General features: G+C 57.0%; 23 protein-coding genes. 14 read left to right on the top strand and 9 right to left on the bottom strand.

Features of this window, described 5'->3' with window-relative positions:
- The first annotated feature begins 487 nt into the window (after positions 1-487).
- Together MHZ89_RS21405 and MHZ89_RS21400 are read left to right on the top strand one after the other, a co-directional pair.
- Positions 488-733, top strand: coding sequence for a hypothetical protein (locus tag MHZ89_RS21405; RefSeq protein ID WP_033755687.1), 246 nt, complete (start codon positions 488-490; stop codon positions 731-733).
- 1,639 nt (positions 734-2,372) lie between these two features.
- Complete coding sequence (locus MHZ89_RS21400) at positions 2,373-3,797, top strand: amino acid permease (protein ID WP_033755689.1); 1,425 nt, start codon at positions 2,373-2,375, stop codon at positions 3,795-3,797.
- A gap of 1,274 nt (positions 3,798-5,071) precedes the next feature.
- Here MHZ89_RS21400 and yddG read toward each other — a convergent pair.
- Positions 5,072-5,983, bottom strand: a complete 912-nt coding sequence (yddG, locus tag MHZ89_RS21395; RefSeq protein ID WP_033755691.1) for an aromatic amino acid DMT transporter YddG — start codon at positions 5,981-5,983, stop codon at positions 5,072-5,074.
- Between the two features lie 119 nt (positions 5,984-6,102).
- Here yddG and MHZ89_RS21390 point away from each other — a divergent pair, with 119 nt between their 5' ends.
- The 10 genes from MHZ89_RS21390 to MHZ89_RS21345 all read left to right on the top strand — a co-directional run bounded on the left by MHZ89_RS21390 (position 6,103) and on the right by MHZ89_RS21345 (position 14,074).
- Entirely contained in the window at positions 6,103-6,399 is a 297-nt protein-coding gene (locus MHZ89_RS21390) for a hypothetical protein (RefSeq protein WP_033755693.1), read from the top strand.
- Between the two features lie 140 nt (positions 6,400-6,539).
- On the top strand, positions 6,540-7,073 hold the full coding sequence (locus tag MHZ89_RS21385) for an SRPBCC family protein (protein WP_048782285.1): 534 nt from the start codon (positions 6,540-6,542) through the stop codon (positions 7,071-7,073).
- Positions 7,074-8,240 carry a zinc-dependent alcohol dehydrogenase gene (locus MHZ89_RS21380; RefSeq protein ID WP_033755695.1) on the top strand — a complete coding sequence of 389 codons (1,167 nt, stop codon included), beginning with the start codon at positions 7,074-7,076 and terminating at the stop codon, positions 8,238-8,240. It begins immediately after the preceding gene.
- 76 nt (positions 8,241-8,316) lie between these two features.
- Entirely contained in the window at positions 8,317-8,592 is a 276-nt protein-coding gene (locus MHZ89_RS21375; protein ID WP_311784544.1) for an antibiotic biosynthesis monooxygenase, read from the top strand.
- 233 nt (positions 8,593-8,825) lie between these two features.
- A complete protein-coding gene (locus MHZ89_RS21370) occupies positions 8,826-9,314 on the top strand; it encodes a (2Fe-2S)-binding protein (RefSeq protein WP_033755697.1) in 489 nt (162 codons plus the stop codon).
- Positions 9,311-10,303 (top strand): xanthine dehydrogenase family protein subunit M, encoded by a 993-nt coding sequence (locus MHZ89_RS21365; protein WP_033755699.1) that lies wholly within the window; start codon positions 9,311-9,313, stop codon positions 10,301-10,303. The genes MHZ89_RS21370 and MHZ89_RS21365 overlap by 4 nt, the downstream gene beginning before the upstream one ends.
- A gap of 24 nt (positions 10,304-10,327) precedes the next feature.
- Positions 10,328-12,595 (top strand): xanthine dehydrogenase family protein molybdopterin-binding subunit, encoded by a 2,268-nt coding sequence (locus MHZ89_RS21360; RefSeq protein ID WP_033755700.1) that lies wholly within the window; start codon positions 10,328-10,330, stop codon positions 12,593-12,595.
- A gap of 201 nt (positions 12,596-12,796) precedes the next feature.
- Positions 12,797-13,117 carry a hypothetical protein gene (locus tag MHZ89_RS21355; RefSeq protein WP_127908358.1) on the top strand — a complete coding sequence of 107 codons (321 nt, stop codon included), beginning with the start codon at positions 12,797-12,799 and terminating at the stop codon, positions 13,115-13,117.
- A 191-nt stretch (positions 13,118-13,308) separates the two neighbouring features.
- Positions 13,309-13,791: a MarR family winged helix-turn-helix transcriptional regulator gene (locus MHZ89_RS21350; RefSeq protein ID WP_033755757.1), complete on the top strand. Its 483-nt coding sequence runs from the start codon at positions 13,309-13,311 to the stop codon at positions 13,789-13,791.
- Between the two features lie 52 nt (positions 13,792-13,843).
- Complete coding sequence (locus MHZ89_RS21345; protein WP_033755703.1) at positions 13,844-14,074, top strand: hypothetical protein; 231 nt, start codon at positions 13,844-13,846, stop codon at positions 14,072-14,074.
- 9 nt (positions 14,075-14,083) lie between these two features.
- On the opposite strand, the gene MHZ89_RS21340 is transcribed toward MHZ89_RS21345, so the two are convergent.
- From MHZ89_RS21340 to MHZ89_RS21305, 8 genes are all read right to left on the bottom strand, one after another.
- Positions 14,084-14,347, bottom strand: coding sequence for a hypothetical protein (locus tag MHZ89_RS21340; RefSeq protein ID WP_051905664.1), 264 nt, complete (start codon positions 14,345-14,347; stop codon positions 14,084-14,086).
- Between the two features lie 299 nt (positions 14,348-14,646).
- Positions 14,647-15,120 (bottom strand): heme-binding protein, encoded by a 474-nt coding sequence (locus MHZ89_RS21335; protein WP_033755705.1) that lies wholly within the window; start codon positions 15,118-15,120, stop codon positions 14,647-14,649.
- Entirely contained in the window at positions 15,101-15,667 is a 567-nt protein-coding gene (locus MHZ89_RS21330) for a cytochrome c (protein ID WP_311784543.1), read from the bottom strand. The genes MHZ89_RS21335 and MHZ89_RS21330 overlap by 20 nt, the downstream gene beginning before the upstream one ends.
- 21 nt (positions 15,668-15,688) lie before the next feature.
- On the bottom strand, positions 15,689-16,480 hold the full coding sequence (locus MHZ89_RS21325) for a cytochrome c (protein ID WP_311784542.1): 792 nt from the start codon (positions 16,478-16,480) through the stop codon (positions 15,689-15,691).
- A 2-nt stretch (positions 16,481-16,482) separates the two neighbouring features.
- Positions 16,483-18,075, bottom strand: coding sequence for a GMC family oxidoreductase (locus tag MHZ89_RS21320; RefSeq protein WP_033755708.1), 1,593 nt, complete (start codon positions 18,073-18,075; stop codon positions 16,483-16,485).
- Positions 18,072-18,728 (bottom strand): sugar dehydrogenase complex small subunit, encoded by a 657-nt coding sequence (locus MHZ89_RS21315; RefSeq protein WP_051905665.1) that lies wholly within the window; start codon positions 18,726-18,728, stop codon positions 18,072-18,074. Before MHZ89_RS21315 ends, MHZ89_RS21320 begins: the two co-directional genes overlap by 4 nt.
- Positions 18,729-18,771: 43 nt before the next feature.
- Positions 18,772-19,185: a DoxX family protein gene (locus MHZ89_RS21310; protein ID WP_033755710.1), complete on the bottom strand. Its 414-nt coding sequence runs from the start codon at positions 19,183-19,185 to the stop codon at positions 18,772-18,774.
- 108 nt (positions 19,186-19,293) lie between these two features.
- Positions 19,294-20,181, bottom strand: a complete 888-nt coding sequence (locus tag MHZ89_RS21305; RefSeq protein WP_033755712.1) for a LysR family transcriptional regulator — start codon at positions 20,179-20,181, stop codon at positions 19,294-19,296.
- Between the two features lie 94 nt (positions 20,182-20,275).
- Here MHZ89_RS21305 and MHZ89_RS21300 point away from each other — a divergent pair, with 94 nt between their 5' ends.
- Positions 20,276-21,256: a hydroxyacid dehydrogenase gene (locus tag MHZ89_RS21300; protein ID WP_096073967.1), complete on the top strand. Its 981-nt coding sequence runs from the start codon at positions 20,276-20,278 to the stop codon at positions 21,254-21,256.
- Positions 21,253-21,945 carry an RraA family protein gene (locus tag MHZ89_RS21295; protein WP_033755715.1) on the top strand — a complete coding sequence of 231 codons (693 nt, stop codon included), beginning with the start codon at positions 21,253-21,255 and terminating at the stop codon, positions 21,943-21,945. Before MHZ89_RS21300 ends, MHZ89_RS21295 begins: the two co-directional genes overlap by 4 nt.

Raw genomic sequence — 21,945 nt, 5'->3', positions numbered from 1 at the left:
GATCGAATTGTTAGGATCTACCCAGTGGATAAATCATTCCATAGGAGACTTCATAGCCTGAAAAGTTTTAGGAGGGCATGCGAAAGACCCTGCGGAGACTTTTCATGATTGAACTGGTTTTTCCAAAACGTAGCAGCAACAGATTTAACAGAGAGCAAGCAAACAAAGCAATTAGCAGGATCGAGGACTTGTCATCATCAAATTACCTTCTGCTGAATTTTTTCAGGATACTTCGCCAGTCACGTTAACCATAGCAGTCGATTATCCTGTTGCTAAACAATCAGCCAACACAGGTATGTCTTCATTTATTGATGTAAACCCTTCTGAGAAAATCATTGTTAAAAAGCATCATAATAGACTCTGCTAATGAAATTAAGCACAATTAATCAGCTTAAAGGTTCATTCCAACTTACTGATCAGTAAGGAGTAAAATATTACTGTACCTGTCTTTTCTATTTTTATTGCCAAATCGAGCAAAGAAAGTCAGGTGGAATCGCTGTTACGTAGCGTTATTGAAACCACTTTAAAGAGGATGGTTGTGTCAGTTATCAACTCAACCGTGACACAGAAAACTTACGCCGTTTTGTCTGGACAGAAGAGTGACAGTCATAAGCGCAAATTGAACAGCATATTCGCGCAGCCCGTATCATCAATGCTGTTTGAAGAGTTGAAATTCTTAATTGACCTTTCTGAAGTGATTCTGCTGGATAAGCTGGCAGGCGGACAAGCCTGATCACTGATAAATGAGAGAACGCTACTCTACTTCGTAAGCACTGTAATCACTGAAGATAGTGTCACCCTAAGTCAGCCTTTATAATGCCGTAAAGGTCTCAAAGAGGTACTTCCGCCACAACATTAAAAATGACTGCCGCAGGTTACTATCAGTCTGAAATGAACATGATATAGCATTATGGTGAAAGCCTGCCGCCAGGAAGGGCAGAAAGCCCAAGACTGGATAAAAACTTTGATCTTATCTTAGTATCCCGAGACTTTCGCAGATAACAATATAAGCTATCGTGCGTAAAAAGCAGGTTTCTTTTTTGTTTTCCTTTAGACGCTAACCTTCCTTTGGTTCATCATTCTATCTATACGCTGTTTAGTTTCCTTTCAATTAAAAAAGATGCTCATTATCTCCGAAAATACTCGAAATAACATACCGTTACGCTTCCAGCATCGCGCTGCTCATCGAGCCCACTTTTGACGCAGCATATTGTCAGCTTCAAAGCTGGGCTATCCATTGGCGCTCTCAATTACTCATCGAAAGTAAAGCGTTTTCATGTGTAGTCCTTTAATTTCATCCTCATATGTGGCAAAGCTCGAATTTTTTTGCATTTACCAGTACGTCTCGCTGTTGATCCTTTATATGTCAGCAAACCATGTAATGTTACGGTACTGCAATAAGCAGACGCTTAGCGCCTCCGGGTGGTTGCAGCATGCATTGTTTAGCGTCGAACGGTGAATCTCGACCCCGCGACATGCGCCCGGCTTGAGCAAACAGGCAGACTATTTCGCTATCGGAAATAAAAAAGCTGCGGCCTGTCGCAGTGAACCACCGCAATAGACTGTTTTTCTTGTATCACATCTGTGATTGTGCTTACCCAATTCATGCATTAGGTATTCATTATCTTGATATTGATATAAATTTTCGGCTAAAGAAATATGGTCAGATAATCCATGAAGACAATAATCTAGGCCTTATTTTCCTGACGGCAGTAAAACTGTGGTTAATTCGTTGACGCTGTTTCGACGGTGACCGCGTAAGCCAATTCCACAGGCCGATTTAAGGTGACTACATATGAATAATTACGCATCTTTTACAACCCGCATGTACTGCATAAGTATGCATTATATATGCGGTAGTGTTGCATAGAATGCGTTTTTATCAATTTTTTCAGAACTTTGAAAGAGGTCAAAAAGTGAATAGAATGAGTCTTGCTTGTGTTGACTTTGTTACAGACGGCGGCCAGTATGAATCCCAATGAAACAGATGGAATGCCTTAATTAATCAGAAACTACCCGATTAAACATTGTTATCTCTATTTAACGCGAATAATACCACGCGATAAATATATTTATTACGCGATTTGACTGTGCCGCTATATTACTGGCGCGAGTTCCTCTGCGGATCATCACGCTATTCCGCCTATTCCGAAAGGAGAAATAAACATGTCGTCGTATAAATACAGGATGCCCGGCTTTTAACGCGCAGTTTACCTCTACCAGTCGCAGGACGAGCTCGTGCAGATCCTGTGGCTGAGAAGCATCTGTGACTTCCCGCGCTGAAAAAAGAACGATGACCATCAGGGTCGCGCTGACTTTCTGCTCGGGCCTGCTGGGGCCGGGCTGCTCTCCGCAACTCAGAAGGAATTGCCATGACTGAAAAAGAACCGCACGGGCCGTCGGCCAGCTCCACCTCTTCGCCGCAGCTCGAGCGTGGGCTGAGCGAGCGCCATATCCAGATGATCGCGCTGGGCGGCGCCATCGGCACTGGGCTGTTTATGGGTGCCGGCAAGAATATCGCCGTGGCGGGCACCTCGATTCTTATCATCTACGCTCTGGTGGGCTTCTTTATGTATATGGTGATGCGCGCAATGGGCGAGGTGCTGTTATCGAAGCTCGACTATCGCTCCTTCGCCGACTTCGTCGCCGATTATCTGGGCCCCAAAGCCAGCTTTTATCTGGGATGGTCCTACTGGCTGAGCTGGGTGGTGACCTGTATCGCCGACGTGGTGGTCTGCGGCGGCTATATGCAGTACTGGTTTCCTGAAATGTCCGCCTGGATACCGGCACTCATCACGCTGGGCATTCTCTGTTTGTTTAACCTGTTGTCAGTCAAGATGTTCGGCGAGGCGGAGTTCTGGTTTGCCTTAATCAAAGTCATCACCATTGTCGCCCTGATCTTTACCGGCCTGTGGATGGTTGCCACCGGCTGGACCTCGCCCGACGGCGTGCGGGCTTCATTGCAGCATCTGTCTGATCCGGCTGTGTTTTTGCCGCATGGCGTGACGGGCTTTCTCGCGGGTTTTCAGATCGCCATCTTTTCCTATACCGGCGTTGAGCTGCTCGGCACCATGACCGCCGAAACGCGCGAGCCGGAGAAAATTCTGCCGAAAGCGATCAATGCCATTCCGCTGCGCATCATCATTTTCTATATGCTCTCGATGGTGGTGATTATCGCCGTCACCTCTTGGGCGGCGATCTCTCCCGACGTCAGCCCGTTCGTTACCCTGTTTGCCAAAGCGGGGCTGCCTGCCGCCGCCGCGATTATCAACTTTGTAGCGCTCACCTCTGCTATGTCCTCCGCCAACAGCGGCGTGTATTCCAGCACCCGCATGCTCTACGGCCTGTCGGTAGAAAAGCATGCGCACTGGCAGTTTCGCATTCTGTCGAAGAGCACGCGCATTCCCGTGCGCAGCCTGTTTTTCTCCTGCTTCTGCATGCTGAGCGGCACGCTGCTGCTGTTTCTGGTGCCGAACGTGATGACGCTGTTTACCATCGTTTCCACGCTTGCGGCGATACTGGTGATCTACAGCTGGGGCATGATCCTGGTGGCCTATCTGGCCTACCGTAAGCAGCGTCCGGAACTGCATGCGCAGTCGCAGTTTAAAATGCCTGCGGGCATCGTGATGAGCTGGATTAGCTTGCTGTTTTTCGCCTTCTCGGTGGTGATTATGGTCTTCGATCCGGATACGCTGGCCGCGCTTTGCGCCATGCCGTTCTGGTTTTTACTGCTGTGGGTCGTCTGGCGAGTGAAGGCGCGCAAAGCGCACACGCTTAAGGCCGTTCGCAGCGCCTGACGCTGCCTTCGACTTGCCGGCTGCGATCTGCCAAGAAGCCAGGTGGAAAAAGATTGAGAACGATAGCTAATCGTTAGGGCGGGAAGAGAAAAAAAGAAAGCGCTCCTCTGGAGGAGCGCTGCTAATAATTAGCAATGAAACGCCCAGTTTGTGAGCATAAAGAGGAAGCCTGTATGAGGTTATCAAAATATCCCGGCATTGAATCGAATATCAACAAGCGATAACGTTTTTGTTATGCGGTGCATTTATTTATTCGCATAGCCCATAAATGAAAAAAACGCCCGGTAAAGGGCGCAAGCAAGGGGAGTTACATTAATCAAACGTTTCATGAGTTATGGCGCGTAGTCACAATAGCGACCACTTTATTTCGTTGATAATAAACCCTGCTTCAACATCTTTCTCGTAAGCCACTTGCGCTATTGCATTTATCCAGGTCTGCTTTAATCAGCGGCGGCCGCGCCGGTGGGACATCACACTATTTGATTACGATCGCATTCCAGAAAGGGGAGAAAGAAGAAGGGGCAGGCAAGATTAAATGTTGAAGAGGGATTTATGGTTCCAGTCTGATAATGAGGTCTGATTAAAGCATGATATGTCAAATGAGGTGTTAATGAAATCTATCATTTTTATTAACGTCTTTTGATGAAGCTGGAAAGGATGCTAATGCGATTCCCTGACAAACTGGCAGGCTTAATTCTGTTTTTATTTCTTTACTGCTCGGCCGGGTTTCTGGTGTGGCTCTTCCTTATTAAATGTCACACGTTGTTGCGTTTTCTTTTTCATTAATCTGTTGCTGTGCCAGAAATGTTAACGATAATCGTGATCGCAGGTTTTAAAAATTATCCTGTAAACGAACTGCGCAATATGTGTTAACCAGTCTGTATAGCTGTCAGGACTTTTGTGATAAAGGCACTCGGCCGTTTGCAAAATGGCTTTCGCCTGAATTTTGTAAGTAACAAACATTATGAAAAGGATGCCAGCCAGACCCCAAGCGAACTTAATAGAGCTGACTTTTCTGGATGAATCATATATTTGCATTAAATTTCAATAGTTACTGAAAGGAACAATAACAACAATAATGCCATTTTATCGAAAAATCACCTAGTGCTATGTCGCCAGCGTTTTACGCAACCATTACATTATGAGAAGAGACATAAAATAATAGATCGCTGGCTTTTGTAATTTAACTAGTTACACATTTTTGCTGAGATGTACTTACCTTTTTCTACCCAGACCGCGCGGCTGGCGTGCGGTCTGGGGATGTATCTTCGCCTTTATGGGAGCTCGCGCGCAACTTTGTTGCCTGATGGCGTGCGGGTGGACCACCAGCAAAGCAGCGACCCTAGGCTAACCATTGCGGCCCCTTGCCAGAATGATAACGTCAGGTGCGAATGCAGCAGAAATGCCGCCAGTACCGAGGAGAGGATCGGAATAAAGTAGGAGACCGCAGCCAGCAGGTTAACGTTGCCGTGCAGAATGCCAGTATTCCATGCGGCATAGCCAAATCCCATCGCCATTGCGGCCAGCGCCAGGCTGAGCAGCGCCTGCGGCGAAACAGCTAATGCTGGCTGCGGCGACAGCAGAAATTTCACCCACAGGGTCAGTGCAGTCAGGATAAAAAATAGCGTAATGCCGTTGCTGCCGTTCGCAATCTTTTTTGTCACCACGCAGTAAACCGCCCAGATCGCTGCGCCACAAAATGCCAGCCCATAGCTGAGCGGGTTGTCCATAATGTTATTGCCGATCTCGCTCATTGAGAAAGCGTGCTCGCCGCCCAGCACGCGGCAGATCCCCGCGACGGCCAGCAGCAGGCCGGGAATAATCAGCGGGCTGGTTTTTTGCCGGTTAACGAGCGCCGCCAGCACAATCGTCATGCCTGGCCAGAGATAATTCACCATACCGACCTCAATCGCCTGACGGCCGCTGTTGGTAAAGCCGAGCGACAGTGACAGGCAAATTTCGTAACTGACAAATAACAGGCTGCCGACGAGCAGATAGCGCCGCGGAAAGGTGCGCACGCTGGGAAAGCCGACGGTAAAGAGCAGTAGCGCGGCGCTAAAGCTGTAGATCAGCGCCGCGCCGCCGATCGGCCCAAAGCTCTCGCTGACGCTTTTAATCAGGCCGACAATTGTGCTCCACAGCACAATGGCCAGCAGGCCAGTTAGCGTTGCTCTCTTTTGGGACATAACGCTTTACCTCATTTCAGACGTGATCGGCTTAGCAGGTCAGAATACGCAACTGAGTCAGGTCTGCCACCTCTTTATCTATGAACTACCCTTACTGCTTACCCACGGAGGAGAGCAAGATGACTGATGCAACCCTGATCGAAACGCTGCAGTTCGGCCCTGATGATGCCCCAGAGCAGAAATATGAAATTTACGGCGACGACGAAAAAACGCCGACCTATGCGCTGATTTACCGCCAGCACGACGGCGACTGGGAAAAACTGGACGAGAAGCTCACCTTCGCAGCCAGAGATGAGCAAAAAGAGGTGGCCGTCGCCATGGACTACGGCTCTGGCGACAGCCTGCCGGAGCTGCGAGATTTACCCGCGGAAGCCCGCGAACACTGCGAGCGTCACTGGCAAAACAGCCAGCAATAACATGGGCCGGGGAAAGTTCCCGGTTTTTTTTCACCCCCTCGTGCGCCCCTCTCTATCTGCGGTTACGCTCGCAATATCCGATCCTCTGAACTTAACTCAAATTATGTTCATCGCCTGATTGCGCCTTACGGGAGGATCCTTTGGCCAAAAAATTACAACCTGAAGCCGCGGCCGATGTGCTCGTATTGCGGCGCTGGATAACCGTTGGACGTCCCGCTGAAGAGCTGTTTGCGCTCTGGCTGGCACCCGATACCTTACCGCGCATCATGAGCCATTTCGCCACCGTGACGCCCCTTAACAAAAGCGACGCGCAGTGGCAGGTCGACGGGCCGCTCGGCAAACATTACTCATGGGAGAGCCGCATCGTCGAGGCGCAGCCGGGCGACATCATCGCCTGGCAGTCGCTGGAGGGCGCGGACATCCCCAACGAGGGCGAGCTGCTGCTGCGCCCGGCGCCCGGCGAGTGGGGAACCGAACTGGCGCTGACGCTGCGCTTTACGCCGCCGGGCGGTGCGCTGGGCAAAAAGGTCACGACCTTTTTCGATCTCCTGCCTAAAGAGATTGTCAGCAAAGCACTGCACCGCTTTAAAAGTCTGGCCGAAACCGGCGAAATCCCAACCCTTGACGGCCAGCCCGCTGGCCGCCATGCCGACCGTCAGGATAAGGAGAAATAGATGCGCGCACTTTGCTGGAACGGCGTAAACGATCTCAGCGTTGAAACGGTGGCCGATCCCGGCCTGCTCAATCCCCATGATGCGATTATCCGCGTTCGTTTAACGACCACCTGCGGCTCCGATCTCCACGTCATCGACGGCCTGATCCCCAGCATGCGCGAGGGCGATATTCTCGGGCATGAATTTATGGGCGAGGTGGTCGAAGTCGGCAGCGCGGTGAAAAATATTCGCCGTGGCGATCGCGTCGTGGTGCCCTCGTTTATCTCCTGCGGCTCCTGCTGGTACTGCCAGCATCAGCTGCCCTCCTGCTGCGACAACACTAATCCGCAGTGGGAGAAGGGTGAAACGGTGCTGGGCCACCCGACCGGCGGCATTTACGCCTATAGCCACGCCTTTGGCGGCTACGCTGGCTCGCACGCCGAATATGTCCGCGTGCCCTTCGCTGACAACGACTGCTTTGTCGTGCCGGAAGGAGTAAGCGACGAGCAGGCGCTGTTTCTCTCCGACGCGGCGCCGACAGGCTACATGGGCGCGGATTTTTGCAATATTCATCCCGGCGACACCGTTGTGGTGTGGGGCTGCGGCGGCGTAGGCCTGATGGCGCAGCAAAGCGCGTGGCTAATGGGCGCGCATCAGGTTATCGGCATCGACCGCTACCCGGAGCGGCTGGCGATGGCGCGTGACTATGCCGGCAGCATAGCGCTCGATTATACCCAGGTCGATATCAACGAGGCGCTGCTGGAGCTGACCGGCGGTCGCGGCCCGGACAGCTGTATCGACGCTGTCGGCATGGAGGCGCGCGGCGAAGGGCTCAGCCAGGTTTATGATAAAACCAAACAGCTGCTGCATCTGGAAACCGACGTCGGCGCCGCGCTGCGTCAGGCGCTTTACGCTTGCCGCAAAGGCGGCAATATCGCGATTCTGGGGGTATACGGCGTGATGGACAAATTCCCGCTGGGGCTGATGATCAACAAAAGCCTGACGATCCGCACCGCGCAGCAGCACGGCCAGCGCTATATGCATCGGCTGCTGGATCACGTGGCGAAGAACGAGCTTAATCCCGCCTTTATGGCGACGCATCGCTTCTCGCTGGAAGAGGCGCCGCGCGGCTATGAGATGTTCAAGCATAAAGAAGATGGCTGCGTGCGCGCGGTATTCGCCCCCTGAACAGAGCGCCGGGATGGCGCAGCGTCACGTTTTCGTAGTAAAAAAGTCGCAACGTGACGCAACTGAAGGGAACACGATGATTAAGCTTACCGGCCGATTGATTTGTAAAAACACGGAAGAGACGGCGCTGGTGCGCCGTTATCTTCTCGAGCACATCCGGCTGACAAAAGAAGAATCAGGATGCCTTAGCTTCGAAGTGAAGGAGACAGCGGATCCGCTTATCTGGTCGGTAGAAGAGCGGTTCACCAGCCAGCAAACCTTCGATATGCATCAGGCCAGAACCCAAGCCTCGGCGTGGGGGCGGGAAACTGTGGCGATTGCCCGTGAGTACGCCATCGTGGAGATCGCCTGACGTCTCGGAACGTACCGCCAGCAGGGAACCCGCCGCCGCGGCCGGTTCCTTTTTTATGACCAGCCTTAATCCCCTTGAATCGCTATCTGGACAATCAGGCAACAGATTTCCAGAAACAGGCAACCCCGCTTTCGCTTAGCCGTCTAGACTTAACGGATTGCACACCACAATAGACTTCCTCATAACGTGCATAACACGCCATTTTAAACCCCGTTAAATACTGGAAACGAGCTATGTCTGAAAATCTACAACTGCAGCTGGCGATCAACGGGCAACCGCATACGATGCGGGTGGATCCCCGCGTCACCCTGCTTGACGCGCTGCGCGAGCACCTGACGCTTACCGGTACCAAAAAAGGATGCGATCAGGGACAGTGCGGCGCTTGTACGGTGCTCATCAATGGAAAACGCGTGCTGAGCTGCCTGACGCTGGCGGCCCAGGCTAACGGCCAGTCGGTCACCACCATCGAAGGCCTGGCGCAGGCCGACGGCACCCTGCATCCGGTGCAGGCGCGCTTTCTGGAACACGACGCCTTTCAGTGCGGCTACTGCACCCCAGGGCAGATTATGTCGGCCGTGGCCTGTATCGACGAGGGGCATGCCGGCTCGGCGGACGAAATCCGTGAATATATGAGCGGCAATCTTTGCCGCTGCGGCGCCTATCCCAATATCGTCGAGGCGATCCAGCAGGCGGCCGCCGACCTTAGCAAGGAGGCGACATGAACCCATTCGACTACGTCGGCGTCAGCGATGCCGATGACGCGCTGCGGCAGAAGCAGCGCGCGGACAGCCGCTTTCTGGCAGGCGGCACCACCCAGATCGATCTGATGAAATGCGACGTCGAACAGCCCGCCGCGCTCATTGACATCAACCAGCTTGCGGAGATGCGCGAAATTGCCTTTACGGCGGATACGCTGCGCATCGGCGCGCTGGCGCGTATGAGCGAGGTTGAGAATCATCCTGAATGCCAGCAGAACGCGCCCGCGATTTATGACAGCCTGTGGCAGGCGGCGTCGCCGCAGCTGCGCAACATGGCGTCGATAGGCGGCAATCTGCTGCAGCGCACCCGCTGCGTCTATTTCCGCGATCCCCATACCTTTTCAGCCTGCAATAAACGCCAGCCGGGATCCGGCTGCGCCGCGCGCGGCGGCGTCAACGGCAACCACGCCATTCTGGGCACCAGCGAAAGCTGCATCGCGGTTTATCCCGGCGACCTGGCGGTGGCGCTGACCGCCTTCGAGGCGGTCGTCATCGTACGCAACGCCGCCCAGCGCGAACGCCGCATTCCCATCGATGAATTCTACCTGCTGCCGGGCGATACGCCGCATCTGGAGCACGATCTGGGGCCGGACGAGATGATCGTAGCGGTGGAACTGCCGTTAACGCCGGCGCTGCGCCAGTCCCACTATCTGAAAGTGCGCGATCGCAGCTCCTATGAGTTCGCCGCCGCCAGCGCGGCGGTCGGCATCGAGCTTGATGGCGACCGCATCCGCGATCTGCGCATTGCCGTCGGCGGCGTGGCGACGAAACCCTGGCGCGCGCGGCACGTCGAAGGGGCGCTGCGCGGTCAGCCGTTCAACGAGCAAACCCTGCGCCGCGCCGCCGAGCTGGTCGTGCAGGACGCCGAGCTGCTGCCGCAAAACCAGCACAAGAAACTGCTGGCGCCGCGCGCCATCGCACGCGCGTTGATGAAAGCGGGCGGCATGGCTTAACAGGCCGAACAGAGAGGATTAACAATGGATACGGCAGAAAAGAGTTATCAGGCGCTGGGTGAAAAGCGCGAGCGCGGCGACGGCGTCGTTAAGGTGACTGGCGAAGCGCGCTATGCGGTTGAGCATCAGCCGGAAAACGCGGCGTACGGCGTGGTGATCCAGTCCACCGTTGCCAGCGGACGCATTACCCGCATGGATACCGAAAAGGCGCGTCAGGCGCCGGGCGTGCTGGCGGTTTACACCCACCTCAACAGCCTGAAAATCAATAAGCCGACCGCCATCGCCGACGGCGGCGCGGCGCAGTCCACCTATACGCCGATTCAGAACAATAAGATTATCCATAACGGCCAGAATATCGGCCTGGTGGTGGCGGAGACCTTCGAGCAGGCCACCTGGGCAGCCACTCTGGTGGAAGTGGAGTATGAGACGGAGCCGGCGCTGGTTTACCCGGACGATCCGCGCGCCGCGCGTAAAGAGAGCAGCGGCACCAACATCGATCTCGGCGATGCCCATCAGGCGATGGCGCAGGCGGAAGTAAAAATCAAAGGGCGTTACGCGACGCCGCGCGAATACAACATGCCGATGGAGCCGCACGCCTGCGTCGCCTCCTGGCAGAATGAGCGTATGACGGTCTGGGAACCGAGTCAGTGGGTGATGGGCGCGCAGACCGAAATCGCCGAATGGCTGGGCATCGAGGTTGACCAGGTGCGCATCATCTCCCCCTACGTAGGCGGCGGTTTCGGCTCTAAGCCGGTGCCCTATACTCATGTGGCGCTTGCCTGCGTCGCTTCGCGCGCGCTGGGACGGCCGGTTAAAGTCTCTTTAACCCGGCCGCAAACCTTTACCGGGCTCGGCGGTCGTCCGGCGACGATCCAGAACCTTGAGATGGGCGCCTCGCGCGACGGCAAAATTCTGGCGATTATCCATGACGGCCTGAGCGACACCTCGCTGATCGACACCTTCGCCGAGGGCACCAATAAAGTGACAGGCCGTCTCTACGCCGTGCCGAACGTCTATTCGCGTCACTACGTGGCGGCGATCAACACCGTCACGCCAGGCTGGATGCGCGCGCCGGGCGAGAACCCGAGCGCCTTCGGACTGGAAGTGGCGATGGACGAGATGGCCTATGCGCTGGGAATCGATCCGCTGGAATTTCGCCTGCGCAACTGGGCCGATCATGACTATCAGCTGAATGCGCCCTGGAGCACGCGCCGGTTGAAAGAGGCCTACGCCGCCGCCGCTGAAGCCTTTGGCTGGGACCAGCGCAGCATGGCGCCGCGCTCGATGCGCGAAGGGCGCGAGCTGATTGGCTGGGGCATGGCGACCGCCACCTATCCGGTCAGCCGCTCGCCCGCCGAAGCGAAGCTGATTTTCCACAGCGACGGCAGCCTGGTGGTGCAGAGCGCCGGGGCGGATATCGGCACCGGCACCTATACCATTCTGGCGCAGACCGCCGCCGAGGTGCTGCACATTCCTTCGCGTCAGATTCGCGTCGAGCTGGGCGATACTGATTTGCCGCGCGCCGGCGTAGCAGGCGGCTCGCAGCTGGCGGGCAATCTTACCGCGGCGGTGCACAAGACGGCGGAAGCGATGCGCGAGAAACTCTTTACCCTGGCGACCGAATCGCCTGGCTCGCCGCTGTTTCAGGCGGATCGCGAGCAGCTGGTGCTGCGTGACGGCGCAGTATGCGTGAAAAACCAGCCCGATCGCGCCATTCGCTACGACAAACTGGTGGAGCTGAACGACTCGCTGACGCTTTCCGTGGTCTCCGGCACTTTCTCTGAAGAGGAGAGCGAAGAGGATCGCGATCGGGCGGTGCACTCGATGTCGAAGATGACGCGTCCTGAAGCCTTTTCGGCGCACAGCTGGGGCGCGCAGTTCGTTGAGGTGCGCGTCGACGAGGATTTCGGCACCGTGCGGGTTAAACGGCTGGTTTCCGCTTTCGACAGCGGACGGCTTTATAACCCTCAGCTGGCGCGCAGCCAGTGGATTGGCGGCATGGTGATGGGGCTGGGCCAGGCGCTGCTGGAAGGCGGCGTTATCGATCCGCGCAACGCCCGCGTCATCAATAACAACCTGGCGGACTACCTGATCGCCGTGAATGCTGACGTGCCGGAGATCGTCACCATCGACGTCGGCGAGCCGGATCATCACGCCACCCTGATGGGCGGCAAAGCGGTCGGCGAGTTAGGCATTGTGGGCATGGCGGCGGCCATCAGCAACGCCGTCTATCACGCGACCGGCAAGCGCATTCGCGATCTGCCGCTCTCTCTGGATAAACTGATCGACTAAAGCGCGGCGGCGATGCCGGACAGGCATCGCCGTCTCTTTTACGACAGATCCCTTCATTCTTAAATCACCGGCAGTTTTTCATCTTCGTGAATATACTGTTACTCACAGTGCCAGTGATAACAAGAGTCACTCTCTGCCACTCAATGCCATAACGGATCGCATGATCTCTTTCACGGACGAACTTTTCTGAGGAGCCTGTTGATGACATCGTCCGCTGCAAAAGTCAGTGCTGGTCTTGGTCTGGCGTTTCTTATGCTGTTTAATTCCGCTTTCGCCGCGCCCCTGACGTCAGGCGGTTCTCTGACGTTTAGCGGCGCGATCGCCCAGGATCCCTGCCAGTTAACCCCAGGCGCCAGCCGCATCACCTTCGCCTGCCAGGACAACAACGGCGTTCATACGCAGCAAATCGGCCTTCAGCAGGTGGCGCAGGGCGATGTGGTTTTGCCTGGCGTGGACCATGTCAGCCTGACTTACCTTGACCCGCAAAAGTCGAAGGCGGTGGTTCGGGTCGACTATAACTAATTCGCTTTGTTGCAGGACCTGCGAGGCTCTGCAACAGCTCACGCTGGCCGCGTAAAAAGGGAATTTCGATTAATCAGAGATTTCTCTCCGGCCAGTAGGTTGACATCAATTTAATTTGATTCAATATTATCACGACCTCACAGGATGACGCTGTGCCGCTCTCTTTCGATCAGATAATAAGCAGCAACACCATGAATGTAGAATTACCAGAAACCTGCGGCGGCGCTTCGCAAGGCAGCGCGCCTGTTACCGTCGATCAGTTTCTCTGCTTTGCGCTCTACTCCGCGTCGCTGGCGATGACCAAGCTCTATCAGTCGCGTCTGAAGCCGCTAGGGCTGACCTATCCGCAATATCTGGTTCTGCTGGCGCTGTGGGAAACCGACAATGTCACCGTCTCTGAGCTGGGGACGCGCGTCCATCTTGATTCGGGCACGCTGAGCCAGCTGCTCAAAAGGCTGGAGCAGGCGGGCCTGATCAGTAGACGGCGCGACGTAGGACATGACGAGCGTCGCGTGCTGATTACGCTGACGCCAGCGGGAACCGCGCTGAAATCTGAGGCCGCTGGCGTGCCGGCGGATATGATCTCAGTTATGGATACGCCGCTTGAGGAGCTATCCGATCTGACCAGCCGGGTCGCCGCTCTGCGGCAGAAACTGATAAAGGCGATTCCCTGATCGTCCGGATGTAGACATTTCCCAGGCGCAGCTGTCAGGGATTAAAACGATAATGACCAGCATGGACAAAGGCCTTGTGAGCACTGAAAAAGCAGAAGATCCAGACGAAATTCATGCGGCGATCGGAGAGATAGCGTCGCTGCTGTTGAAAGCGGGAAAGCCGCTTGAGCTGGCGGGGCTGAGCACGATGCTCACACAACAAGCTGAACAGACGGCGGATGCGTCGCTGCAAAAAAATTATCGTGATGCGGCACGCTTTGTCGCTGAAAAAATCGGGTCATAACGGCAGCTGTCAGTGAAGAGTGGGCTCGCTCTCCGGCCAGTCGTCGTTGCCAAAGAAGGCGCTGTTCTGGTCTGACTGGCCTGCTGCGCTGATCAACTCGGCAATCGCGCGCTGAAAGGCTCGCTGCCGGATGGGATTGCGCTCAGACGCTGCCATCGTCTGAAGTTGCGCCACGACGTGCTCGGCAAAAACGGGCGAATCCTGCGCCAGTAGCGCCATCACGGCTTCGCCTGTCAAAATATCTACCAGCTTTTCATCGTCATTTTTGCTCATATTGCCATCATATTATTTAGTTTGATCTGGACGCAGGCGAAAACGCTACCCTGAACGGTTGCGTCTCGGGCAGACGTTGCGCCCTGCGCAACTCCACGGTTGCAGAGAAAATTGCTTTGCGCCTGATTAGCTTATCAAGTTTATAACATTTTGCCTTTTGATTTTCATGCAGCAAAATAAATATCTGTTTTAAAAGATTAATTTCTCGAAGTGGATTCTCATTCTTATTCTGACGCAAGGCGAGCAGATTCGCAGCCTCGCGTCATTTCTGTTGCCTCAAGCGCCTGACGCGCGTGTTATTAAGGCTGATGAAGGGTTTTGCTGCCCGCGTCGGCAATGGCGATTTCTGCCGGATTTGCCGTTCCGCTCACGCCAATCGCGCCCGTCACCTCGTCGTTAACTGTCACTGTCGCGCCGCCGCCAAGCGGCACCATATTGGGCAGCGTGGCTATCGCTGGCTCTGTGCCATTGGCTCGCGCCATATATTTGTCGGTCGAGGTGCGATACAGCGCCGCCGCGCGTCCTTTTTGCATCGAAGAGTCAATACAGCCCGGCGGCGCGTTATCCATGCGTTTGAAGGCCAGCAGCTGTCCGGCTCGATCGAGCACGGCAATGCAAACCTGCGCTTTCAGCGACTGCGCCTGCGTCTCCGCACGCGCAATAATGCGCTGTGCATCATCGGCGCTCAAGATAGTTTGGGTCTGCGTGGCGCTAACTGTGGCGGTCCACAACGCGGCAAGGGCGCAGAGTGCGCTACAGAGAGGTGCTTTCATGGAGTCTCCTTTTATGAGATCGATATCGCCATACTCCCAGACAGATCAGCAGTGCCAGCAGGCCTGCTCCTGCCCACGGCGCGCGCTGCAACCAGAGCGAATGCCTGGGATGGCGCAGGGTGTGATTAACCTGCTCTTCGGTAATGTGCTGTCCGGCCGCGCCGAACTGTGTTGAGACATAGTCCAGCAGACGCGCCAGCTCGGCGCTGCTCATCTGGCTGGAGAATGCCGGCATAAAGGCGTGGCCTGACGCGGTGGTGCGGTCTACCCCCTCTGCGACGGTCATAATCAGATTGGCGGGATTAGCGTTGAGCACCGCCGAGGTGCCGGTTAGCCGGGGAAAGGTTTGCGGCGCGTCACGGCTGCCTTCGCCCTGCGCGCCGTGGCAGCTTGCGCAGGCGGCGTTATAAAGCTGCGCGCCGCTCATCTGCTCGCCGCCGATGGCGCCGCGCAGCGTCGCGGACGGTCCGGTCTCGAACGCTGCAATAGCGCGCGGAGGTGGCGTCGGCGCAGCATGCGTACTGGCCGGCGCGTGACCCAGCGTCAACAGATAGCGGGCGACAGAGCGTCAATCGCTGTCGGTCAGGCGGGAAAAAGAGTTTTCCACTACGGTCGCCATTTCGCCCGCCGCGATGGCTTTGCCCGGCAGCGAGCCGGTTTTAAGGTAGGTCGCCAGTTCCGTTTCGGACCAGGCGTAAAGGCGCGCCTGAGTCAGATCGGGTGCCTGCCAGCTGCCGACGGCTCCGCCGCGCAGGAAGCTCGCGCTTTTCTCCGCCATCAGCACGTTGCGCGGCGTGTGACAGCTGCCGCAATGTCCCAGCGTTTTCACCAGATACTCGCCGCGCGCGTCGCCGATCGCTTCAGCGCTGCCGCTGGCGAGTGGCTGGGGTGACAGGAACAGGCCGTTCCAGAGCGCCATCATCGCGCGCCAGGAGAAAGGGAAAGGGAGCTGCGTCGCGGGCACCTGATGATCTTCGGCGGGCACGCCCGTCATAAACCAGGCGTACAGCGCCGCGATATCCTCATCGGTCAGCGAGGCAAACGCGGTATAGGGCATCGCGGGATAGAGATAGCTACCATCCCGCCGCCGGCCCTCGCGCATGACGCGGCGAAAATCCGCCAGAGAGTAGTTTCCGATGCCGTTAACGCGCGATGGTGTGATATTGGTGGCGATAATGTCTCCCAGCGGCGAGGAGATGCGATAGCCGCCGGAAAAGGGATGACCGTTATCCGGGTTGCGATGGCAGGCGGAACAGTCGCCTGCGATAGCCAGATATTCGCCGCGCTTCAGAGTGGCGCTATCGGGCTGCGCTAGCGCCAGCGCGGGTAAAAACAGCAGGAGAAAGGTTGCCGTTCGCATGTTCACAGCTCCCGAATCAGCGTATCGGCCAGACGGAGCGCCAGCGCGATGCCCGTCAGGGTGGGATTTACGGTGGCGGAGGTGGGCATCACGCCGGTAGAGGCGATAAACAGGTTGGCGTGATCCCAGCTGCGGCAGTGCGCATCGACCACCGAGTCGCGCGAATCGTCGCCCATTATCGTGGTGCCCATGATGTGATACTGATTGCGCCAGCCGGTGGGCGCCTCCACCATCTCGCCATTAAACGCCATCAGGAAATTAGCGAAGTCGCGGTAGGCCTGCGGTCGCATGCCGCGGACATAGCTGTCCAGCTGATAGTTAACCTGCAGGGTCGGCAGGCCAGCCCCGTCGCGCCGCGTTGGGTGAGGAGTGACCCGGTTCGTGGGGCTGGGCAGGGTTTCGCTCATGGTGCTGATATTCATAATGCGCGAGGCGCGGTCGCGTATCGCCGCGTCCAGCTCGCGTCCCACCAGCCCCTGCCTGAGCAGCGCGGGTGTCACATCGCTATTCGGCACCAGATTGCGCAGCGCGTAGCGGATAGCGGAGTGTTGCGCGCGGGTGGGTTCATCACGTCGGGTGGCGATGCTGCCGTGCTGCACCGAGCCGCGTCCAGTCCAGAGCGGTTCGTCGGCAAGAAAAGTCATGCTCAGTCCGGTGTGATCCATCAGGTTGCGTCCGACCTGATCGGAACTGTTTGCCACATCAGACATCAGCAGCAGCTTCGGAGATTCCAGCCCATGCGCCGCCACCACGAACGCCTTTGCGCTCAGGCGCACGTCGCGGCCGTCAGGTTTGCGATAGTGCACCGCGACGATGTGGTTTTTCGGCCCCTTCTCCAGCTTCCAGGCGACCGACTCGGTGCGCAGATCGACCCCCAGCGCCACCGCTTTATCAACGTGCATATCCCCTGAGTACATCGCCCCGATAGGGCAAACAGGTTCACAGTTATTGTTGCCGGCGCAGGCGGGACGGCCGTCATAAGGGCGAGAAACGCGCGCGTGCGGCTCATGGATCACCTGGTAGCCTAACGGTCCGAGCTTCGCCTGCATGCGCTGCACCATGTAGGGCTTCGCCTCCGGCGGCAAGGGATAGGGCGCGGAGCGCGGCGGCCAGGCGTCGCGTCCCTGACCGCTCTGATCTTCCTCTGCGGTGCCGACCACGCCCACCTCGCGCTCCGCGCGCAGATACCAGGGTTCCAGATCGTCATAGGCAATCGGCCAGTCACGCCCGACGCCGTAAACGCTTTTCAGTTTGAAGTCGTTGGGCAGCAGCCGCCAGCAGGCGGACGCCCAGTGACGCGTGCTGCCGCCAGCCACCTTGAGAAAGCTGGTGACATAGTGGAAATCGTCATCGCCCTGCGTCTCAATATAGCCGTCGCTGTAGCTGTTCGGCGCCCAGGGCAAATTAGGATAGGGTGCGCACCAGTTGCGTTTACTGGGACTGTTGCGATAGTTGTCGACCACTTTCCAGCGCGGAATATAGGGTCCGGCCTCCAACATGATGACCGACTTGCCCGCTTTCGCCAGCTGATATGCCGCATTTGCTCCCAGGGCGCCCGATCCGATAATCACTACGTCGGCGTCATAGTGCGTCATGAGCCATCTCCAGTGCCGTCGGTGAGGCGCAAGGCCTCCGCATAGGTTCTGGCGCGTCCTTCCACCATTGCCAGCCAGGCCGGTTGCGGCTGCGCGATGCCAGATGCCGCGCGCGGCGACGCCTTTCCCCAGGCGTGAATCGTTGCCGGCATCTGTGGCGCGCTGACGCCATCCGGTACCGCCTGCCAGTAGTCGCTGCCGCGCTGCGAGTAGGAGGGGCGCGGCGTAAGGTCGGCGGTGGGCTCGTACATCAGGGCGGAGAGAAAACTGACAAAGTGCGCGTCGTCAGTAGCGCGCGTGGTGGCGGGATTGCCGGTATAGCCAAGGTACCAGGGGGTAATGATGGCCAGCGCGGTGTTGACCTCCTCTTCGGACAGCGACGCCAGCAGCGCCTCAGGTGCGCGAGCCTCGCTGCGGCTAAGGTGTTCGGCCAGCTGCGCCAGACGCTGGGGAAACAGCGGGTTCTGGCGCGTTAACAGCGCGTACAAACGCTGACTGATGGTCGGATCCAGCTGCTGGCGTCCGGTTAGCGCCTGGCTGACACGGTGAAAGCGGTTCTCTGGTTCGGCGGCGGTGGCCAGCGAGCCAGTAATGGGCACGCTAATGATGATGCCTGATGCGAGCATCAGACGCAGAAAGTGACGCCTGTTCATTTTTACTCCGGGTACGGGTAAGGAAAAGGAAATAACATTTTTTTTAAATTGAGATGCGCTTATTATTTTTGAAATATATTTTTAGCCAGTTATCCAGACTCCATTTTCCTGCGCCATGAATAAATAAAAGTAAAAATCCCGCACAGTAGGAGATGTTTTTCAACCAGACCATAAGATGCACATGCGAATAGCCGGGATAAAACAGAAAGCCTGACGACAGCGAAAGTGCCACCATGAAAACACAGGTAAAACGCGTCAGAAATCCAAATGTTATCGCCGTGCTTCCCGCCACCTCCAGTAAAATAACCCAGGGGGGAAAATAGCCGGATACGTGATGTTCACGTATAAGAATTATATTCTCATCATAATGAATTATTTTATCCAGGCCGGAAATAAAAAAGAGTCCGACCGCAAACAGGCGCGACAGCGCCCATATGCCGTTTTTAACGTTGCGCATTTTTTTTATTAAGTCGGGTTAGATGTCTTATTTTTAAGATAGGCTGCGTAATAAAATCTTTTTTTGACTTTTCGTGCGGTAGCGATATTTACCGCACGGTAAAAGCGATTACCACTGCCAGCGTTTTTCCGCCAAATCCACCAGCAGGCGCGCCGCGGGGGTTAGTTCGCTCAGGGAGCGGAACTGCCAGCCAAAGGTGCGTGGCATCATCACCAGCGGCAGGGGAATTTCAACCAGCGCGTGCTGTGTCATATCTTCATGCAACAGTCGGCGCGAGAGAAAACTCAACAACTGGGTCTGGGCCAGCACCTGGCGCAGCGGCGACAGCGTATTGCTCTCCATCTGCACGCGCGGCGGGGCATATCCGCCGCTGCGCAGACGCTGTTCAAGCCACTGTCGCGTGGCGACCTGCGGCGACGGCAGCAGCCACTGAAACTGGTCCAGCTGCGCTGGCGTAGGATGCACGCCAGCCAGCGGATGAAAGCTGCTGGCCGCTACCACCACCGGATCTTCCGTCAGCGGTCGGGTGGCAAGCTCATGATTTTCTTCGGGCAGGAATCCCAGAATCAGGTCGAGCCTGTTCTCACGCAGTCGCGACTGCAGCAGATCGTTCAACCCGACCTGCACCTCGAGCACCACCGTCGGCGCGCGCTGCAACAGCTCGCGCGTCAGGTGCGGCAGCATAAATTCGGCGGCGGTGGCGGCCACGCCCAGGCGTATCACGCCCGCTGCCCCGGATCCCAGCGCGTTTAAATCCTGCCGGGTGACCTGCATCAGGTGCAGCACTTTTTGAGCGCGTTCACAAAGTAGCAATCCCGCCTCGGTCAGTTTGATGCCGCGTCCCACCCTCAAAATCAGCCGCGTAGCGCACGATTTTTCCAGCCGCTGAATGCACTTTGTCAGCGCAGGCTGCGTGATCCCAAGGGCTTGCGCGGCGTTGCCCAGGTGTGCCGTTTCGCGCACCACCAGCAGGTAACTGAGATCTTTTAGCTCCATTCATTCCTCTCAGGAATCAATTAATAAAAAAAGCGGAATACTTTTTATCGTTCCATCCTGCCAGGCTAGATGAAAATTAACAAGGGAGTAACACATGAGCTGGACCATTCTGATGACCGCGCCTGTGCTGGGCGCCGGAGGTGAACGCGCGCTGGCAGAGGCGGGGTGCGAAGTCCACTACCTGCGCGGCAGCCAGGATGCGGCGGAAGTCGAGGCGCTGATGGCACAGATTCCGTTTGACGCGGTGATTTCGCGCACCGTAACCCTAAGCCGCGCGGCTATCGCCGCCTGCCCAACGCTAAAAGTGATCTGCAAGCATGGCGTCGGTGTCACCAATATCGACGTCGAGGCGGCGACATCATTTGGCATCCCGGTGCTCACCACGCCCGGCACTAACGCGCAATCAGTCGCCGAGCTGACGCTGGGGCTGATGCTTAACGCCGCGCGCCGCATCAGCTGGCAGCAGCAGGAGATTGCCGAAGGCCGCTGGACGCGCAACGACAGCAGCATGGAGCTGAGCGGTAAAACGCTGGGGCTGGTAGGGATGGGGGAGATCGGCCAGCGCGTCGCGCGCATGGCACGGGCCATGGGCATGCGGGTGCGCTTTTACGATCCCGCACTGCGCGACCCGCAGGCGATTACTGCTGGCGAGCAGTTGGCGTCGCTCGACGCGCTGCTGGCGCAAAGCGACGTGCTGAGCCTGCATTGCCCCGTTAACGCGGCCACGCGTCAGATGCTCAACGGCCGCACGCTTGCGCTGCTTCCCGCGGGCGCGCTGGTGATCAACACCTCGCGCGGCGAGCTGATTGACGAAGCGGCACTGGATGAGGCGCTGCGCAGCGGTCAGCTTTTCGCCGCCGGCCTGGATACCGTGGCGACGGAGCCGCTGCCAGGCAATCACCCTTTTCGCGCCCTGAAAAACCTGACGATAACGCCGCATATCGGCGGCGCTACGCCGGAAGCGCTGGATAAGGTCGCCAGTTTCGCTGCCCGCCAGTGTCTCGATTTTCTCAAGGGTCTGCCGGTGAATCCGCTGACCTGTGTTAACCGCGCGGTACTTAAGGAGCCCTCATGACCCCATCTGCGACCTGGCCTGCCGGCTACTTTATTGGGCAACGCGATCGTCTGCCTGACGCTGACACTATCGACGCCTTTCGCCGCTTGCCGGTGCCCAACATCGGCGACTGCATGGGCCGCTCCTGCGGCGCGCTGGGCCTGCTGCCTTGGCATAACGATCCCGCGCTGGTGCTGTGCGGCCCGGCGCTGACGGTAAAAGTACGACCCGGCGACAACCTGATGATCCATAAGGCGATAGAGATGGCGCAGCCTGGCGACGTACTGGTGATCGACGGCGCGGGCGATCTGACCCAGGCGCTGATCGGCGGCCTGATGCGCACCTCCGCCCTGACCAAAAAAATCGCCGGTTTTGTGATTGATGGCGCCATCCGCGATGTGAACGAGTGGGCCGAGGGCGGCGTCGCGCTCTGGGCGCGCGGCAATACGCTGCGCGGTCCGAGTAAAGAGGGGCCGGGCGAAATCAACGTCACTATCCAGTGCGCCGGACTGGTGGTGAATCCGGGCGACCTGATTGTCGCCGATGCCGATGGAGTGATCAGCATTCCCGTGGCGCAGCTGGCTTCGCTGCTGCCGCGCGTGCGGGAGCATGAGCAGCGCGAAGCGCGCATCCGCGAAACGAACCGGCAGGGCAGCGCCGATCCCGAGCGCTTCAATGCAATTCTGCGCGCGAAAGGATGTCCGCTGTGA

Source organism: Pantoea sp. ACRSB (assembly GCF_022346905.1).
In the GTDB taxonomy this organism is placed as follows: domain Bacteria; phylum Pseudomonadota; class Gammaproteobacteria; order Enterobacterales; family Enterobacteriaceae; genus Pantoea; species Pantoea piersonii.
Note: the sequence above shows the minus strand (reverse complement) of the source record. Positions and strands in the feature narration are given on the sequence as shown.

Bases quoted from the DNA above. Each gene is read 5' to 3' on its own strand.
- MHZ89_RS21400 (WP_033755689.1), top strand. From the start codon at position 2,373: ATGACTGAAAAAGAACCGCACGGGCCGTCGGCCAGCTCCACCTCTTCG.
- yddG (WP_033755691.1), bottom strand. From the start codon at position 5,983: ATGTCCCAAAAGAGAGCAACGCTAACTGGCCTGCTGGCCATTGTGCTG.
- MHZ89_RS21390 (WP_033755693.1), top strand. From the start codon at position 6,103: ATGACTGATGCAACCCTGATCGAAACGCTGCAGTTCGGCCCTGATGAT.
- MHZ89_RS21380 (WP_033755695.1), top strand. From the start codon at position 7,074: ATGCGCGCACTTTGCTGGAACGGCGTAAACGATCTCAGCGTTGAAACG.
- MHZ89_RS21375 (WP_311784544.1), top strand. From the start codon at position 8,317: ATGATTAAGCTTACCGGCCGATTGATTTGTAAAAACACGGAAGAGACG.
- MHZ89_RS21370 (WP_033755697.1), top strand. From the start codon at position 8,826: ATGTCTGAAAATCTACAACTGCAGCTGGCGATCAACGGGCAACCGCAT.
- MHZ89_RS21365 (WP_033755699.1), top strand. From the start codon at position 9,311: ATGAACCCATTCGACTACGTCGGCGTCAGCGATGCCGATGACGCGCTG.
- MHZ89_RS21360 (WP_033755700.1), top strand. From the start codon at position 10,328: ATGGATACGGCAGAAAAGAGTTATCAGGCGCTGGGTGAAAAGCGCGAG.
- MHZ89_RS21355 (WP_127908358.1), top strand. From the start codon at position 12,797: ATGACATCGTCCGCTGCAAAAGTCAGTGCTGGTCTTGGTCTGGCGTTT.
- MHZ89_RS21350 (WP_033755757.1), top strand. From the start codon at position 13,309: ATGAATGTAGAATTACCAGAAACCTGCGGCGGCGCTTCGCAAGGCAGC.
- MHZ89_RS21345 (WP_033755703.1), top strand. From the start codon at position 13,844: ATGACCAGCATGGACAAAGGCCTTGTGAGCACTGAAAAAGCAGAAGAT.
- MHZ89_RS21340 (WP_051905664.1), bottom strand. From the start codon at position 14,347: ATGAGCAAAAATGACGATGAAAAGCTGGTAGATATTTTGACAGGCGAA.
- MHZ89_RS21335 (WP_033755705.1), bottom strand. From the start codon at position 15,120: ATGAAAGCACCTCTCTGTAGCGCACTCTGCGCCCTTGCCGCGTTGTGG.
- MHZ89_RS21325 (WP_311784542.1), bottom strand. From the start codon at position 16,480: ATGCGAACGGCAACCTTTCTCCTGCTGTTTTTACCCGCGCTGGCGCTA.
- MHZ89_RS21320 (WP_033755708.1), bottom strand. From the start codon at position 18,075: ATGACGCACTATGACGCCGACGTAGTGATTATCGGATCGGGCGCCCTG.
- MHZ89_RS21315 (WP_051905665.1), bottom strand. From the start codon at position 18,728: ATGAACAGGCGTCACTTTCTGCGTCTGATGCTCGCATCAGGCATCATC.
- MHZ89_RS21310 (WP_033755710.1), bottom strand. From the start codon at position 19,185: ATGCGCAACGTTAAAAACGGCATATGGGCGCTGTCGCGCCTGTTTGCG.
- MHZ89_RS21305 (WP_033755712.1), bottom strand. From the start codon at position 20,181: ATGGAGCTAAAAGATCTCAGTTACCTGCTGGTGGTGCGCGAAACGGCA.
- MHZ89_RS21300 (WP_096073967.1), top strand. From the start codon at position 20,276: ATGAGCTGGACCATTCTGATGACCGCGCCTGTGCTGGGCGCCGGAGGT.
- MHZ89_RS21295 (WP_033755715.1), top strand. From the start codon at position 21,253: ATGACCCCATCTGCGACCTGGCCTGCCGGCTACTTTATTGGGCAACGC.